This window comes from Bradyrhizobium sp. 153 (assembly GCF_023073835.1).
GTDB lineage: Bacteria > Pseudomonadota > Alphaproteobacteria > Rhizobiales > Xanthobacteraceae > Bradyrhizobium.
This window is the reverse complement of sequence record NZ_JADPKH010000120.1, coordinates 265,783-280,445: the sequence shown is the minus strand read 5'-3', so window position 1 is coordinate 280,445 and position 14,663 is coordinate 265,783. Positions and strand designations below refer to the sequence as shown.

The window sequence follows — 14,663 nt, the reverse complement described above, 5'->3', positions numbered from 1 at the left end:
TTAGCACTACTTTGGCAGATTGTTGGATTTGAGCCTTTTATTAGGATTCCCGAATCGATTTTTCAATGATTCATGGGTGGTCGGCTCTTGGAGGGCTGACCATGGCAGAATGGGAAGATGAACTCGAACGCTGGCTGAAGCCGTTCCTGGATCGGCTGGGTCATAAGACCCGACAGCGGATGTGTCCGCTGTACGTTGCGGGGCTAATCGGTCCCGGCGATCGCAAGAGCGTTCAACCGATGGCGGAGCGCGTTGCATCGGGCAACTACGATCAACTGCACCATTTCATCGCCGATGGTGTCTGGGACGCGACACCGCTGGAATCGGAGCTGCTCAATCAGGCCGACCGGCTTGTCGGCGGCCAGGATGCCGTGCTCGTTATTGACGACACGGCAATGCCGAAGAAGGGTGATCGCTCAGTCGGTGTCGCGGCTCAATATGCGTCGCCTCTTGGCAAAACGGCAAATTGCCAAACGCTGGTGTCACTGACACTTGCGCGCGGCGAAGTGCCGGTAATGGTCGCGCTGCGTCTCTTTCTGCCCGAGAGCTGGACAAGCAATGTGTCTCGTTTGAAGCGCGCCCGCGTGCCGGTCGAACACCGAACCCCACGGTCCAAGCCGGCAATTGCTTTGGCCGAGATTGACCCCGCGATCGCGGCCAACGTGCGCTTTGGGTGCGTGCTGGCGGATGCAGGATACGGGCATAGCGCGCCGTTTCGACAAGGACTGACGGCACGCGGATTGGCCTGGGCCGTCGGCATCCCTCGACATCTCAAAGTATATCCGGTTGATGTGCAGCTCATCTGGCCGGTGACCAAAGTTCGAGGTCGACTGACCTGCCCCTGCGTATTTCCTCCAGATGGAGTTAGAGTCCGGCCGAAGAAGGACGGACAGATGAAGCGAGCAAGGTTCACGGAAGAACAGATTATCGCAGTGTTGAAGGAGCATGAGGCTGGGGCAAAGACGGCCGACCTGGCTCGCAAGCACGGGGTCTCGGAAGCAACGATCTACAATTGGAAGGCCAAATTCGGCGGCATGGACGTTTCAGAGGCGAAGCGGCTGAGGGCGCTGGAGGACGAGAACGCGAAGCTGAAGAAGCTTCTGGCCGAGCAGATGCTCGACGCCGCCGCCCTTCGCGAGCTTCTTTCAAAAAAATGGTAGGGCCCGCCGCCAAGCGCGCTGCGGTCGCGCATCTGCAGGCCGTCATGAGCCTGTCGGAGCGGCGGGCCTGTTCGATTGTCGGAGCGGATCGGAAGATGATCCGCTATCGCTCCAGCCGTCCTCCGGACGCGACTCTCCGTGGCCGGCTGCGTGACCTTGCCAACGAGCGGCGGCGTTTCGGCTACCGCCGGCTGTTCGCGCTGCTGCGGCGGGAGGGTGAGCCATCGGGGATCAACCGGATCTACCGGCTTTATCGGGAAGAAGGGCTCACCGTCCGCAAGCGGCGGGCTCGCCGCAAGGCCGTGGGGACCCGTGCCCCGATCCTAGTCGAGGCGATGCCCAACGCGCGCTGGTCGCTGGATTTCGTCCACGACCAATTCGCCAACGGTCGGCGCTTCCGCATTCTCAACATCGTCGACGACGTCACCAAGGAATGTTTGGGCGCCATTCCGGATACATCGATCTCAGGACGACGCGTCGCTCGCGAACTGACGGCCGTCGTCGAACGACGCGGCAAGCCAGGAATGATCGTGTCCGACCACGGCACCGAGTTCACCTGCAATGCCATGCTCGCCTGGTGCAGGGACGCAGCCATCGACTGGCACTTCATTGCACCGGGAAAGCCGATGCAGAACGGCTTCGTCGAGAGTTTCAACGGCCGGATGCGTGACGAGCTGCTCAACGAGACTCTCTTCTTCGATCTCGACGACGCCCGCGCCAAGATCGCCAATTGGCTTGCCGACTACAATCTTCAGCGGCCTCACTCGTCGCTGAAATACATGACCCCCGCGGCTTATGCCGCCCACCTCACCGCAACGGACGATCGGCTACGCAACCCCGACCAGCTCCGCCGATCGTCCGTTGCTCCAACCGCGCCACTTGGCGTACAAAACCCCGAGGCTCTAACCGCGGCCGGATGAAAGTTCGGTGGCAGGTCACGACCACGAAAGCACCACGTGCCAGATATTTTATCGATCGCGGCAGAACACATGCTGGCGAGCGCCAAGTGGAAGACCGTGAGTTGGCGCGGCGGGACGAAAGGCAGGTTGAAAGCCCGATTTGCTGCTGTCCGCGTCCGCACCGCCGACGGGCCTCCGCAGCGGATATGGGATAAGGGTCAGCAGCATCTCCCAGGCGACGAAGCTTGGCTCATTGGCGAGCAACGCGCCTCAGGGGAGAAGAAATACTATCTGGCCAATCTGCCCGCGGCGGCCGATCTGCGCACACTGGCCGCCACCATCAAGGCACGATGGATTTGCGAGCAGGCGCATCAGCAGTTGAAAGAGGAGCTTGGACTCGATCACTTCGAAGGGCGATCGTGGCAAGGTCTTCATCGTCACGCCCTGATGACTATGATTGCATACGCCTTCCTGCAACACCGCCGCCTCGCACACGCGGGGCGGAAAAAAAAGAATCAACGGGCCTCCGCCTCAACCAACCATGCCCGCCGTACGCCACGCCATCGTCGATCTCATCCTTCGACCGCCGTCTCAGCAGTGCCCGTACTGCCGAAAACAACTCCTTGAAAAACCGTGGCGCAAACAGATTCTGCCAAAGTAGTGTTAGCTTCGCAAGCTAAATGTGGGCATGGTTGGACGATGACGGCTAAAGGCAGGCAAGCCGAGTGTCGCATGCTTGCCGCGTAAAGCAGACCATCGGAGCGGCCAGGCAACCTGGGAGCCTGCGGGTCCGAAATTCATGATCGTTGCGCGATTGTTCACGATGGCGCGCTAAAATCATGGTGAAGAACGGCGACTACGTCCCCAGCGCGACGCTGAGCCGTCCATGAAGATCGCCATCGGGGTCGATGGCTTCGAACTCCAGCGATGGATTCACATCGCTCAGCCTTGGCACGACATCGCTCGTACGCGAATCGCTTCCTCCGGAGAGCCGCCGCGTGGCGGGTCCTGACCGACGACGCCTAGGGCGCGCTCTCGGGCATACTGGGCAGAGCGGTCCTGTATCCACCCGTGCTCCTGGTATTCGCGAAGGGCGCCGGCCTCCTGCAGCACCGAGATCGACCAGCCCCGCGGCGTTCGAATCGTGGGCCACCTTTCCTTGAACATCAGCATCGAGATCGCTCCTGCCGGAGACGAATGCTTGCGAGTCGCCCTCTCCGGCTAATACAGGGCGGGGATTCCAGACTGCCGCGGCTGCGACTTTTCCATGGTGTTCCGACGCACATTGTACAAAAGGCGTTCACCGTATCGCGTTGGCCGGAAGTTAAAGAACGCGGAGACGAGCCGAGCTGAGGTGGTACGCGCTAGACGAGTTCCTTTCTGCAATCTCGGCGTGCGTGATGAAGAGCCGGTTGATCTTTCCATCCCTCATCGTCGGCTGTGCGACGACCTTGAGGACGAGGCCTTCATTAAGTGCGCGGGTGTACACGTTCCCAGGCTTGCCAAGTGCATCGTCGGCGATCTTCCCGGAGACGATCTTCTTCTTTGGCTCGTTCAGGATTTCGACCCGACAGGCGCCGTTTGTTTTGAAGACGCCGTGAATGCGGACAACATACTCCTCCTTATCACCGAGGCTGAGAGTATCCGGCGATCGGAGCACTTCTGCTGCGGGCTCGTCGATCACGGTAGCGGCGCTCGCGTCACCGATCTGCATGTGATTGACAGTCTTTCCGACCGGGTCGGGGAGCTGTCGGACCGAGGCGCGGTTCTCGCGTGTCATGGTTGTGATCATCCGTTGTAGCCAGGCCTTATCGCGCATATGGCCTTCGTGGACCTGTTTCGCGAACTCGTTGTGGGCCATCGCGAGTTCATGGATCCGATCAACGGCATTATTGCTGTCCTTCTTCGACAGGACCTTATCGATGACCGCCTTGCTCGAAAGGTCGATGAATTTCTTCGCTACCGTGATGAGGATCGGACTATAGAGCGGGAGCTGTCCCGAATTGGAGATGGCGAAGATCTCCTGCAGCAGGCCGTTCTCGCGGCTCGGCCCCACGCAAAAGCGTATGTGGTAAGAGCGCGGGTCGTGCGTGATGTTCTCCCAGAAAAGTTCGTGACAGATGCTATTCGCGAGCTTAGTCGCGCCCATAAGCGATCGGCCGAACTGCTGTGCGTCCACGAGATGTTGGTCGGCGAGTAGTCCTCGGTACGATATTGTTATCGGCTCGAAAAGTGGCTCCGTCATCCCAAATCCCCCTCAATCCATTAGTTTACTTGCATTTTCTCAGATGGTCTACGGACGGTTGAAACCCGCGGTTCCGTTGGATCAAGGTCGCCGCGGGAATTCGAGTGGCGGATTTCGAGTGTCTGTCTTGATAATCTGTGATCTCAGGCTGCGCGCAGCGGCAAGCGGCCGAGGGTCCAGGGTTCAGAGTGTTGATCTTGTGATCAGGAAGTGTGCCGTTGCTGAAACGAGGCCTGTGACGGCGAACGACGCTTCACAGCACGCGCGGATCATCTAGCACTTTCCTAACTTGCGGATGACTCCTAACAGAGCAGTTGGCGCCGGCGCAGCCATGGTCGAGCCACCGCGCGACTTGACGACTGAAAAGCAACGGAGAACTCATGTTCCGCGCCCGGTCGTCCCACAGGAACCGAGAAGTTCTCGATGTTAAGAGCAGCAATCATGAATGGTGAATATATCCGGAAGGAGCTGTACGACTTGGTGTGGTCTCAGCCGATGAGAACCGTGGCAGCGAATGTCGGTATCTCCGATGTTGCGCTCGCTAAGCATTGTAAGAACGCGGACATCCCTGTGCCGACCCGAGGATATTGGGCGCGCAAACAAGCCGGAAGGTCGACCACCCAAATCGCGTTGCCGCCTCGCTTCCCCGGTGCTTCCGATCGGATTGGTGAACCGCCACGCAACGATTATTGGGGCGCGGATTGGACGGAAAGATTCAAAGACGTTACGATCCCACCTATTCCGACCTTCGAGGAGGACATGTCTTCCGTCGAAGAGCGCTCCAGAAAGTTGGTGGGGCAGGTCCGCTGCGAGCGCAAATTCGAGCCTGCACATCCGCTCGTAGCGAAGCTCCTGGCACATGATGAAGAACGACGTAAGGAATTCGCCAAGCAGCGTCACAGCTTGTACGCGCCAAAATACGACGCAGGAACGGCGCGGCGGCGCCTACTGATCATAAACGCTCTCTTCTTGACGGCCGCTCGCATCGGGTGCCGACCCTTAATGAATACGTCGAAATACGTAGAAGAGCCCGGCGGCAAGAGAGATCTATGGATCACGATTGGCAAGGCCCACGTCTGCTTTACCATCGAGCCCATCAAATCGAAGAAAGGAGGCCAGAGCGAGCGCTTATGTCTCGTTTTCGGCAGAGAGCGTGATCGCTCGAACACCGACAAATCCTGGGAAGATCGGGAAGAAAGCCAACTCGAAAATCAGCTGACCGAAATCTTGGTGCAAATGCTGCTCAGTGCGGAGGCTTCTTACCGCAACGGCCTCGCCCGACATAGAGAATGGATCATTGAGCGAAAAGCTGAAGCCGAAGCTGAAATTAAGCGGCGGCTGGACGAGGCCGAGCGCAAGGCACGCGAGCTTCAGCAGAAGTCGGAAAGGCAACGGATCGGACGTTTGCTTTCTCAAGCGAAGGCGTTCGACCGCGCCAATCAGATTCGAACCTATGTGGAATCGGCACGATTGCGGGTCGCTGAAACAGCGACGGGACAATCGGGATTCGAGAAATGGGCGAACTGGGCGCAACGGGAAGCGGATCGCATTGACCCAGTGAAGAACGGCACGATCGCAGCAGCCATCGAAGAGCATTTAGACAGAAGCTGACGTTTGCCGCGAGCGCGATAGTCTCTTCATGGTTGGTCCGAAAGAATCCACCCGGTCCACCAAACGGTCCACGCGGTTTTTCGCCAAAAGCATAAGTGATGATTGATACCATTGGTGGGCCCGGCAGGACTCGAACCTGCAACCAGACCGTTATGAGCGGCCGGCTCTAACCATTGAGCTACAGGCCCCGCTGCTGGCGACCGCTGAACGACGCTCGGACCGGCGCGGGGCTCGTTTACAGAATGGCTGGCATTCTGGCAATCCCATTGAAGAGCCTCCCTCCGCTCCTCCTCCCTCGTAAGCGCTGAAAACGACGCTTACCCTCCCTCCCGAGAAGTGCCGATTGAGTCATGCCTTAGCTCATTCTTGCTGAACAGAACAGGCCGACCGACTAGGTGAGCTTCTCGCGTTGGTCCACTGGGCGCGCAGGCAGTCGCCGCCACACGATGGCAATGACGCTTATCATCTCTGGAGCTCCGATTCGTGTCTGACAGGCCCGTGATTACTGCGCCGGCCTCCCACGGCGAGAGAGGGATTGCACGCATCAGCCGGCTTTTAGGCCTTTATCGCTTTCGCTTATCAGCAACGACTCGTTGAGGCTGAGCGGTTTGCCGACCTCGCGGTGAAGCTCGCTTGGCGCCGTCACAGCCATGTCGCCGTCGATGCCGAAATCCTGTCCACAGTGCTGCGGCTCGACACGTCGAACGATCTGGCCAATTATCGCGCCGTGACCGCTTACATTGGCAGTCAAAATGCCGATCTCAAGTCACATCTTTCGGTCACTCTCACGTTCTTGGATCGGATCTGGTTAAGCAATCGGCCACCCGAGTTGCGCGAGTTGAAGGCGAGAGGCATCCGGTTCTCGCTTGTGCTGTCGCCACCCGGAATAGGCCAGGCTGGAAGTGATAGAGGCGGGGACGCGCCCAGATGGTGTGGATCGCGCCGAGGCCGGGCTCGATCGATGAGCTGCGCCGAGCAATGGGGAACCCACGGCCGTCGAAAGCGCGGCCGGACCCAAGCTGATCGAGCAGAAAGACGGCGCATCACAAGGGTCAAACGCTGCTAATCGCCATGGTTGCGATGGTAGAAGTCCCTCGTCGACTGCCTGGGGGCAACATGGTTAAGGCATTTCGCAATACGGTCATGGCACTTAGTTTTGTAGGAGTCGCCGGCTGCAACATGTTTTTGAATTTCATGAATGACTATTTGGTCTGCGGCCTTGCGCTGGCGGCTTCAGTGACCGCCGGCTTTTGCGTTGAGCGCATCTTCATCGAGCGGTCCCGTCGGGAGATGGTCCGCCTCCACGGCGCGGACTGGCATTCGGCGGAGAACCGACAGGTCGACTCATGAAGTCAACGCGCGCTCGTAATTTTCATCATCCGATTTTTCGCATTCGACCCGAGGGGCTTGGCCCGATGATCAAACCGGTCCATCCATTCCGGTTCGCTCGCATCGAGCGCCTGCGAGAGCTGCTTGAACCAGACTACGGAATGGCAGTTGATCCGAATGGGGGGCGTGAGCACCACGAACATGGTGAGACCCGATCCGCAGCTGCTCGATGCAGATTTGGTACTCAGTCGTGATCCAAGAGGGTACGAGCTGGGTCCTTCGTTGCGAGCCTGCGAGCGCTACGGCACGCAAGCGGTCGATACCGCCCGAGTAGCATCACGATCTGGAAGGACGACGAACATAAGCTGACCCGACGTAGGGGGCGATTGGACGCGCCCGTTGCGGTTGAATCGAGGTGGATTTGTATGCCGGCTGGCAAACCAGATCGGGACATAGCCAGGGGTACCCCGGCGAATCATGCGTTTGTTGCTGCGTGCAGTTGAGGCATTCGACGTCAACGATGCAGTTCGGAGAAGGCGGGAGACCTGATGCGCTATATCGTCTCGAAGATCGCGACGCTGCCCTGGCTGGAGAGTTTTGCCGCGCGCATGGCGCCGGGGCCACTCGCTCTGCAATTTAAGTCTGTCCCACGCTCATGCAGGTGGCGATCGTCCGTCTGAATAGGCGGCCCCGACTTCCGCTGACCACGACGCTTCGCGCATCCGCTCACGTCGCGAGCCCACGACGCTCCAGAGCGTCTTCGCCTATCCGCCGCTGGCGCACCGTATCAGCTCTCGTTTTGAATTCAAAGCTGGTTCGGCCAGGCGTGAGTTTGTGCGTGCGTTCGAGGCCTATCGGTCGCGAAACCTTCGACTCCTTCAGCTACAGTGACACGATTCATTCCGATCGCAGATCTCGCGGGACTCAACGAGAAAGTCCTCGCGGATGTGACGGTTTTATCTGAGCGCTTCGACATCATTCCCAAGGGCGAGTTTGGGCGTTTGGGCGATAGTCGGGGGCAAGTGACTGAATTTGTGCTCGTTGCGCGTCCGTAGAGCTCCACTGGACTATCCGGTCTCACAACCTCATTTGCTCATGCGGGGTCATCCTGGCGAATGAGCCCGCTTTCTCGTAAAAGATCACCGCATATCCATGCAACATCCCTTCCCTGCGGCGAACATAGCCAGCGCTCTCATAAAGTCTTTGGGCCCCTACTTGGATCGTTGTTGTGTCGAGCATTACCCACTTGAAACGGAGAGCTACAGCTCGCGACTCCAATTCACGAAGAACGCTCCTTCCAAACCCTCGTCGCTGAAAGACGGGGTCGACCCGCATACGTCTAAGTTCTGCGACATCATCGTCAAAACGTTCAGCCCACCCATGGCAGCGAATCGGGCACCAATATGCGCAACTACGAAGTCTCCGCCCGAGGCGATGTATACTTCCCCGATATTGCGTTAATCATCCTCCCAAGCCGCCTTCCGGGCCACACACACCAACATCCTGCGATGCGCTTCTGTGCAGATGCCATACATCATCGCTATCCCCGGACTCGATCCGCGCTATGATGCGACCCATGTTGGTTGCCGAAGCGTCGACCTCGCCGAAGAAGCGAACTTCTTCTTCCCGGCCTGCCTCAGCAATCGGATGGCGTTTCTCAGCTTGGCATCGATTCCGACGAATGCTTCCCTATAATCTGCCACGGCTTGTCCTCCTGCGATGAGGATCGGCTGACGCGCAGTGTAAGGCGAGCTATCTCATCGGCAGAGACGGACATACGGTCTTACCCTTCATCGGGGATGACCTCTTGAATATCCACGACCGGCTCTGTTCCTTCTGGAAAACAATCGTCGCCGGATTTTAAGTCGCACTAACGCCTATTCACTAGAACTCACTCGTCAGTATCGCGACATAAAGAGTTTTGGTTCCATCAGCATGCATGCTTGTTCGGAGTCGAGACGGCAAGCTCGACTGCGACCGATACGTTGCGTACTATTTGGGAAGCCGTGCGACGCTGGTGGTATTCCAAAGGGCCAGCCGACGGAAACTCGCAGGATCGCTGGGAAGGATAATTCCGCCGCATTTTGAAGCGATATTGGCAGGTGCGCGAGGTAGCCGGTGTAAGGCGGCCTTTTCAAAAAGTGGCAAAAACAGCATTGACTGCGTCCACTGTACTCTCGACGATGATATCAGCTTCGTGCTTTGTTAAGCACAGCGGCGGCGCGAACCCGAGAATGTCGCCCTGCGGCAAGGCGCGGCCGATAACGCCACGCTCAAGCAGCGCGGCGGCGACCTGCTCACCCACTTTTTTTGATGTATCGAAGAGGATGCGATTATCCCTATCCTCGACAAATTCCACCGCCGCCATCAGCCCGTCGCCGCGCACCTCGCCGACGTTTCCATGATCGCCCAGCGCCTCAGTCAGTGCGGACTGGAGATAGGCTCCAATATCGCGAGCATTCGTGATCAGGTCCATCTCATCGATTAGCTCAAGATTTGCAATAGCAGCCGCCGCGCAGATAGGATGGGCGGAACAAGTCCAACCATGACCGATACTACCGAGTTGATCGGAGCCTTTCACGAAAACCTGCCAAACCTTGTCCGAAATAATGACGCCGGACAAAGGAGCGTACGCGGAGGTCAGACCTTTTGAGATTGTGATCAGGTCCGGTCTGATGTCGTAGTGGTCGGAACCAAACATCCTGCCCAAGCGGCCGAATCCGGAGACGACTTCATCCGCGATGAGTAGAATGTCGTATTTCTTCAGAACCGACTGTACCTTCGCCCAGTATCCGGTGGGCGGCGGAATAATGCCGCCGGCACCTTGGATCGGCTCTCCGATGAACGCCGCGACTGTATCGGGACCCTCGGCTACAATCATTGCCTCAAGCTTGTCGACGCAGGCCTGGACGAACTGCTCCTCGCTCATGGTCGCATCAGCGCGGCGGAAATAGTACGGAGCTTCAGTGTGGAGAATTGGCGTACGCGGTAGATCAAAGGCGTTGTGGTACAGTTCAAGGCCTGTCAGCGAGCCTGTCATGACGGTTGAGCCGTGATAGGCTCGCCAGCGAGAGATAATCTTCTTCTTCTCCGGTCGGCCAAGCGCATTATTATAGTACCAAATTAGTTTGATGTTTGTCTCGTTCGCGTCCGAGCCTGATAGACCGAAAAAGACGCGACTCATGCCTTTCGGCGCCCGGTCGATGATCATCCTGGATAGCGTGATCGGGGCTTCTGTGCCGTGGCCATCGTATGCGTGGTAATAGGGGAGTTCGTTCGCCTGCTTTGCAATCGCCTCGGCGATCTTCTGGCGGCCATATCCGACATTCACACAAAAAAGACCCGCAAAGGCGTCAAGGCTGGTTCGCCCAGACTTATCAGTGATGTAGACTCCTTTGCCCCCGCTGATCACGCGAGTTGGAAGTTCACCTCGCGCATGCGCGCCGATGTGCGTCCCCGGGTGCAAGAGGTGATCGCGGTCCCAAGCACAGAGTTCGTTGAATCTGTGGGACATTTTCTGCTTCCTCTCCTACTCTGCATCAGAGGGTCTCGAGCCATATTCTAAGGGATAAGCGCCCCCACCTTATGGCTCGATGGGGGCCCACTTGCTGCCACCGAAAGGTTGGAGTCGCATCCTTGTCCGTTCGACGTTGCCGTTCAACAATAGCGAAATCGGATGTAGCGAAAAGAGGCCCGGCGCAACCAAGGTTGGTAGTTGCGCCAAAATGATGGTGCGACGCCAAGGCTAAGAGCACGACGACCTCAGTAGCCCGGGAGGACGCGTGAACGGAATCGCGGGCAGCTTAGTCGGCTATACAATTTGTTGGTTTGAGCTGCTGCCGGTTTGATGGACACCAGGTTAAGCTAATCCCACCTTGCGCTCGAACTCAACCGGACTGAGATAGCCGATGGTCGAATGCCTGCGGGTCGTGTTGTAAATCGTTCGATGTAGTCGAACACATCGGCGCGTGCCTCATCTCTGGTTCGATAGATCTTGTTGGCCGTACGCTCGGTCTTGAGCGAGGAGAAGAAGCTCTCCATCGCCGCGTTGTCCCAGACGTTGCCGGAGCGGCTCATGCTGCAAACGATGCCGTGGTCGGCCATCAGGCGCTGGAACTGTTCGCTGGTGTACTGGGCGGATTCTAACGGTCGTCGCAACACCCTGAAGTTGGAGGTTGCGATGAAAGTTGTAATTCGACGTTCGGCGCGGTCAGGACGAGCGCCATTGCCATCGGCAGGCCGGCCGTCTGTGGCCGGACGCGATGAACAGAATAGATTTTGGAAGGCGATTGCCACGGGGCAGAGCAGCGAAGATGCTGCGTTCGAGGCCGGCTTATCGCAACCTGTCGGAAGCAGATTGTTGCGAAAGGCAGGCGGCATGCCACCAGCGATGTTCAGATCTTCGGCCAAGCCTCTCCTTGCGCACTTATGTGGAGGAGAGACTTGCCGGCAGTGTTGTAGCCCCGAGCGGAGCTTGTATTGCTGGCCCCATCGTTCAGTGGAACGGCCGCCGGCATGGCCGGCGAAAGGATCGACGATGGGCCAAGGCATGGAGCGCTGAGCAGATTGCCCGACGCTTGCCGATCGACTTCCCGGACGACAAGACGATGCGCATCAGCCACGAAGCCATCTATCAGGCTCTCTTCGTTCAGGGCCGCGGTGTACTACGCAGCGAACTGACGGCCTGCTTGCGAACCGGACCCGTGTTGCGCGTGCCCAGGGGGCGCGTACGCAGGCGGGGCAAGGGCTTTGTCTCGCCGGAGATCATGATCAGTGAGCGCCCCGCTGAAGCGGCGGATCGAGCCGTGCCGGGACATTGGGAGGGAGACCTCATCCTCGGTCTTGGCAGCTCGGCGATCGGCACGTTGGTCGAACGCACGACGCGCTTCACTATGCTATTGCACCTTCCCCGATTAGCGGGGCATGGCGAAGCTCCGCGCAAGAAGAACGGACCTGCGCTTGCGTGACACGGGGCGGAAGCCGTGCGTGACGCGATCTCGCGCACCATCATCACTTTGCCCGAAGAACTACGTCGCACGCTGACTTGGGATCAAGGAGCCGAAATGGCTCAGCACGACCGCCTCAAGATCGATGCGGGCATCCAAGTCTACTTCTGCGACCCGCAAAGCCCTTGGCAGCGCGGCACTAACGAGAACACCAACGGGTTGCTGCGGCAGTACTTTCCGAAAGGCACAGACTTAGCATCCACAGCGCCGACGAGATATCCGCTGTAGCGGCGGCCCTCAACGCCCGACCGAGAAAGACACTGGGCTGGAAAACGCCGGCAGAAGCGCTTGACGAATTACTGTCATGAGTGAAAACAATTGGTGTTGCGACGACCGTTTGAATCCGCCCTGGCTACCCTGGTCGGAGTGATGCAACAGCGCATCCGGCTTGCCGCGCCGCCAGACGGCCATCAACAATGCGTCGGTCACGAGCTGCGCCGTCATGGCGGCACTCATCGACCAGCCCACCACGCGGCGTGAGAACAGGTCGATCACCGCTGCCACATAGAGCCAGCCTTCGGCCGTCCAGAGATAGGTGAAGTCGGCGATCCATTTCTGGTTCGGACGCTCGGCAGCGAACTGCCGGTCCAGAAGGTTGGCCGGCATCGTTTCGAGCTGTCGATCGCCGCTGTCCTTCGGCAAGCGCCGACGTCGCGGCCGTGCCCCTCAAGCCTTGCAGGCGCATCAGCCGCTCAATCCGGTGCAGGCCACAGTCCGCCCCATCGGCGAGCAGATCACGCCACACCCGGCGCGCACCATAGGTGCGGTCGCTGGCGGCGAAGCTGGCCTTGACCCTGCCGCCGAGCTCCTCGTCGCTGCGGGATCTGGCGCTGGGAGAGCGGTTCAGCGCAGGCATGGAAGCCCGACCGCGACACTCCCAGCGCATCGCATAGCCATGCCACCGGCCAGATCGTCCGGTGCTTCGCGACGAAGGCGAACTTCATGTCGCTTCCTTCGCGAAGTAGGCTGCGGCCTTCCTAAGAAACAGCCGGATTGGCGTCCCCGGGAATGGCCTGCAAGACGAAGCCTAGCGATTTGGCCCTCCGCTGAAGGTTGGCGACGACGCGGCTGCGATATTGTTGCTCATATTGGTCGGCACCCGGATCCTTGTAGCTCATGCCGTGCCGGAGCGTGTTGTAGAATAAAACCGCAATCTTGCGGGCGGTCGCCGTCACCGCCTTCGACTTACCTGCCCGTGAGGACAGCCGACGATAGAATGCTCCCAGCGCTGTATCACTTCGACCGACCGTTGTGGCCGCCGACCGCAACAGCGCAGCTGCCCGACTGGAGGATCGTCGCGTACGCGAAGACAGCACCTTGCCGCCGGAGATCTTGTTGCCGGGTGCGAGGCAGAGCCAGGAGGTGAAGTGCTTGGCGGTCGGCCATGCCCTCAGATCTGTGCCGCACTCGCCGATAAGCTTTAAGGCGAGCGACGGACCCAATCCATGGATCTCGGTCAGATCGACGCCGAGCACACCATGCAGCGCGGTCCTGACATCGAACGTGGGTGTGTTGACCTGCTTGGTCTTTACGCGTGGCCTGGATAGCTTTCCGCCCGGTTTCGTCCCTCTGTTGCCCAACGCAGCGATCAAGACTTCGAGCTTGCGATCGCAGTCCAGCATCTTCGCCTGGTAGATGTCGTAGAGTTCCAGCGATTGGGTCAGGGCGAAGACATGTTCATGTCGGTTGTTGCCCACCAGTGCGCCGCGGATCGTCTCCATGGAAGAATGGCAGCGTACGTCCCGGTAGGTTGCCAACACGTCGGGATTGCGCTCGCCCGCAAAATAGCTCGGATGATCCGCATGCCGGTCGCGCCCGTGATATCCGAAACCACGTGATGGAGCTGCAGGTTCATCTCCATCAGGGCCTTCTGCATATGTTGGATATGGCAGCGGCATACCAACCGCTCCCGCTGGCGCAAATAGGCGCGCAGGGTTGCAACCTCGGCATCAGGTCGGAAGCTGCCGCGTAACAGGCCATAGGAATGAAGCTGGCGCAACCATGCGGCATCGCTGACATCGCTTTTGCGCCCGGGCACGTTCTTTGCGTAGCGAGCATTGACCAGAATGACCTCAAACCCGCGCTGCTCCAGGATCTCGTAAACCGGGATCCAATAGACCCCGGTGGATTCCATCGCGACACTCGTCACGCCGCAGGCCTTAAACCAGTCCGTCAGATGATGCAGGTCTTCTGTGAATGTGCCGAAGGTGCGCACTGGTATATCAGTGCAGGCTGGGTTCACCGCAGCCATGTGCATCTTTGATCCGATGTCGATGGCGGCCGCGCCGACATTGACCGGCTTCAACTCCGGGCGGTCACCCGTCGTCATCTTGGGCATAAGCAGGTCCTCCATTTAAAAATGGGCAGGAGGGTCAGGGTTATGCCAATCGTCATCTTCCTAATCGGGATCGCC

8 protein-coding genes, 1 tRNA gene and 6 pseudogenes are annotated in these 14,663 nt (G+C 58.8%); 6 read left to right on the top strand and 9 right to left on the bottom strand.

Going from position 1 to position 14,663, the window contains the following annotated elements:
- Positions 1 to 65: 65 nt before the first annotated feature.
- From IVA91_RS29155 to IVA91_RS29140, 3 genes and pseudogenes are all read left to right on the top strand, one after another.
- Positions 66 to 1,160 (top strand): IS701 family transposase, encoded by a 1,095-nt coding sequence (locus IVA91_RS29155; RefSeq protein ID WP_346015535.1) that lies wholly within the window; start codon positions 66 to 68, stop codon positions 1,158 to 1,160.
- Positions 1,142 to 2,080 (top strand): annotated as a pseudogene (locus IVA91_RS29145) (IS3 family transposase); the annotation flags it as partial. The gene IVA91_RS29155 and the pseudogene IVA91_RS29145, both read left to right, overlap by 19 nt.
- Positions 2,081 to 2,089: 9 nt before the next feature.
- Positions 2,090 to 2,686, top strand: a pseudogene (locus tag IVA91_RS29140) (transposase); the annotation flags it as partial.
- 697 nt (positions 2,687 to 3,383) lie between these two features.
- Here IVA91_RS29140 and IVA91_RS29130 read toward each other — a convergent pair.
- Positions 3,384 to 4,304, bottom strand: a complete 921-nt coding sequence (locus IVA91_RS29130) for a hypothetical protein (protein WP_247459729.1) — start codon at positions 4,302 to 4,304, stop codon at positions 3,384 to 3,386.
- A 441-nt stretch (positions 4,305 to 4,745) separates the two neighbouring features.
- Here IVA91_RS29130 and IVA91_RS29125 point away from each other — a divergent pair, with 441 nt between their 5' ends.
- Positions 4,746 to 5,915: a hypothetical protein gene (locus IVA91_RS29125; protein WP_247459728.1), complete on the top strand. Its 1,170-nt coding sequence runs from the start codon at positions 4,746 to 4,748 to the stop codon at positions 5,913 to 5,915.
- 112 nt (positions 5,916 to 6,027) lie between these two features.
- Here the strand turns inward: IVA91_RS29125 and IVA91_RS29120 are convergent.
- Together IVA91_RS29120 and IVA91_RS29115 are read right to left on the bottom strand one after the other, a co-directional pair.
- Positions 6,028 to 6,103, bottom strand: a tRNA-Ile gene (locus tag IVA91_RS29120).
- 356 nt (positions 6,104 to 6,459) lie between these two features.
- Positions 6,460 to 6,666 carry a hypothetical protein gene (locus IVA91_RS29115; RefSeq protein WP_247459726.1) on the bottom strand — a complete coding sequence of 69 codons (207 nt, stop codon included), beginning with the start codon at positions 6,664 to 6,666 and terminating at the stop codon, positions 6,460 to 6,462.
- Between the two features lie 365 nt (positions 6,667 to 7,031).
- On the opposite strand from IVA91_RS29115, the gene IVA91_RS29110 reads away from it, so the two are divergent.
- Positions 7,032 to 7,265 carry a hypothetical protein gene (locus IVA91_RS29110; protein ID WP_247459724.1) on the top strand — a complete coding sequence of 78 codons (234 nt, stop codon included), beginning with the start codon at positions 7,032 to 7,034 and terminating at the stop codon, positions 7,263 to 7,265.
- A 2-nt stretch (positions 7,266 to 7,267) separates the two neighbouring features.
- Here IVA91_RS29110 and IVA91_RS29105 read toward each other — a convergent pair whose 3' ends face one another.
- From IVA91_RS29105 to IVA91_RS29090, 4 genes and pseudogenes are all read right to left on the bottom strand, one after another.
- Positions 7,268 to 7,447 carry a hypothetical protein gene (locus tag IVA91_RS29105; protein ID WP_247277346.1) on the bottom strand — a complete coding sequence of 60 codons (180 nt, stop codon included), beginning with the start codon at positions 7,445 to 7,447 and terminating at the stop codon, positions 7,268 to 7,270.
- An 874-nt stretch (positions 7,448 to 8,321) separates the two neighbouring features.
- Complete coding sequence (locus IVA91_RS29100; protein ID WP_346015538.1) at positions 8,322 to 8,636, bottom strand: GNAT family N-acetyltransferase; 315 nt, start codon at positions 8,634 to 8,636, stop codon at positions 8,322 to 8,324.
- Between the two features lie 742 nt (positions 8,637 to 9,378).
- On the bottom strand, positions 9,379 to 10,758 hold the full coding sequence (locus IVA91_RS29095) for an aspartate aminotransferase family protein (RefSeq protein ID WP_247459722.1): 1,380 nt from the start codon (positions 10,756 to 10,758) through the stop codon (positions 9,379 to 9,381).
- 345 nt (positions 10,759 to 11,103) lie between these two features.
- Positions 11,104 to 11,381: pseudogene (locus IVA91_RS29090) on the bottom strand (IS3 family transposase); the annotation flags it as partial.
- A 43-nt stretch (positions 11,382 to 11,424) separates the two neighbouring features.
- Between IVA91_RS29090 and IVA91_RS29085 the strand changes: the two are divergent.
- Positions 11,425 to 12,558, top strand: a pseudogene (locus IVA91_RS29085) (IS30 family transposase).
- 40 nt (positions 12,559 to 12,598) lie between these two features.
- Here the strand turns inward: IVA91_RS29085 and IVA91_RS29080 are convergent.
- A pseudogene (locus IVA91_RS29080) lies at positions 12,599 to 13,227 on the bottom strand (IS3 family transposase); the annotation flags it as partial.
- A pseudogene (locus IVA91_RS29075) lies at positions 13,228 to 14,588 on the bottom strand (IS110 family transposase). It lies immediately after the preceding pseudogene.
- Between the last annotated feature and the right edge of the window lie 75 nt (positions 14,589 to 14,663).

Bases quoted from the DNA above. Each gene is read 5' to 3' on its own strand.
- IVA91_RS29155 (WP_346015535.1), top strand. From the start codon at position 66: ATGATTCATGGGTGGTCGGCTCTTGGAGGGCTGACCATGGCAGAATGG.
- IVA91_RS29110 (WP_247459724.1), top strand. From the start codon at position 7,032: ATGGTTAAGGCATTTCGCAATACGGTCATGGCACTTAGTTTTGTAGGA.
- IVA91_RS29125 (WP_247459728.1), top strand. From the start codon at position 4,746: ATGAATGGTGAATATATCCGGAAGGAGCTGTACGACTTGGTGTGGTCT.
- IVA91_RS29095 (WP_247459722.1), bottom strand. From the start codon at position 10,758: ATGTCCCACAGATTCAACGAACTCTGTGCTTGGGACCGCGATCACCTC.
- IVA91_RS29130 (WP_247459729.1), bottom strand. From the start codon at position 4,304: ATGACGGAGCCACTTTTCGAGCCGATAACAATATCGTACCGAGGACTA.
- IVA91_RS29105 (WP_247277346.1), bottom strand. From the start codon at position 7,447: ATGTTCGTGGTGCTCACGCCCCCCATTCGGATCAACTGCCATTCCGTA.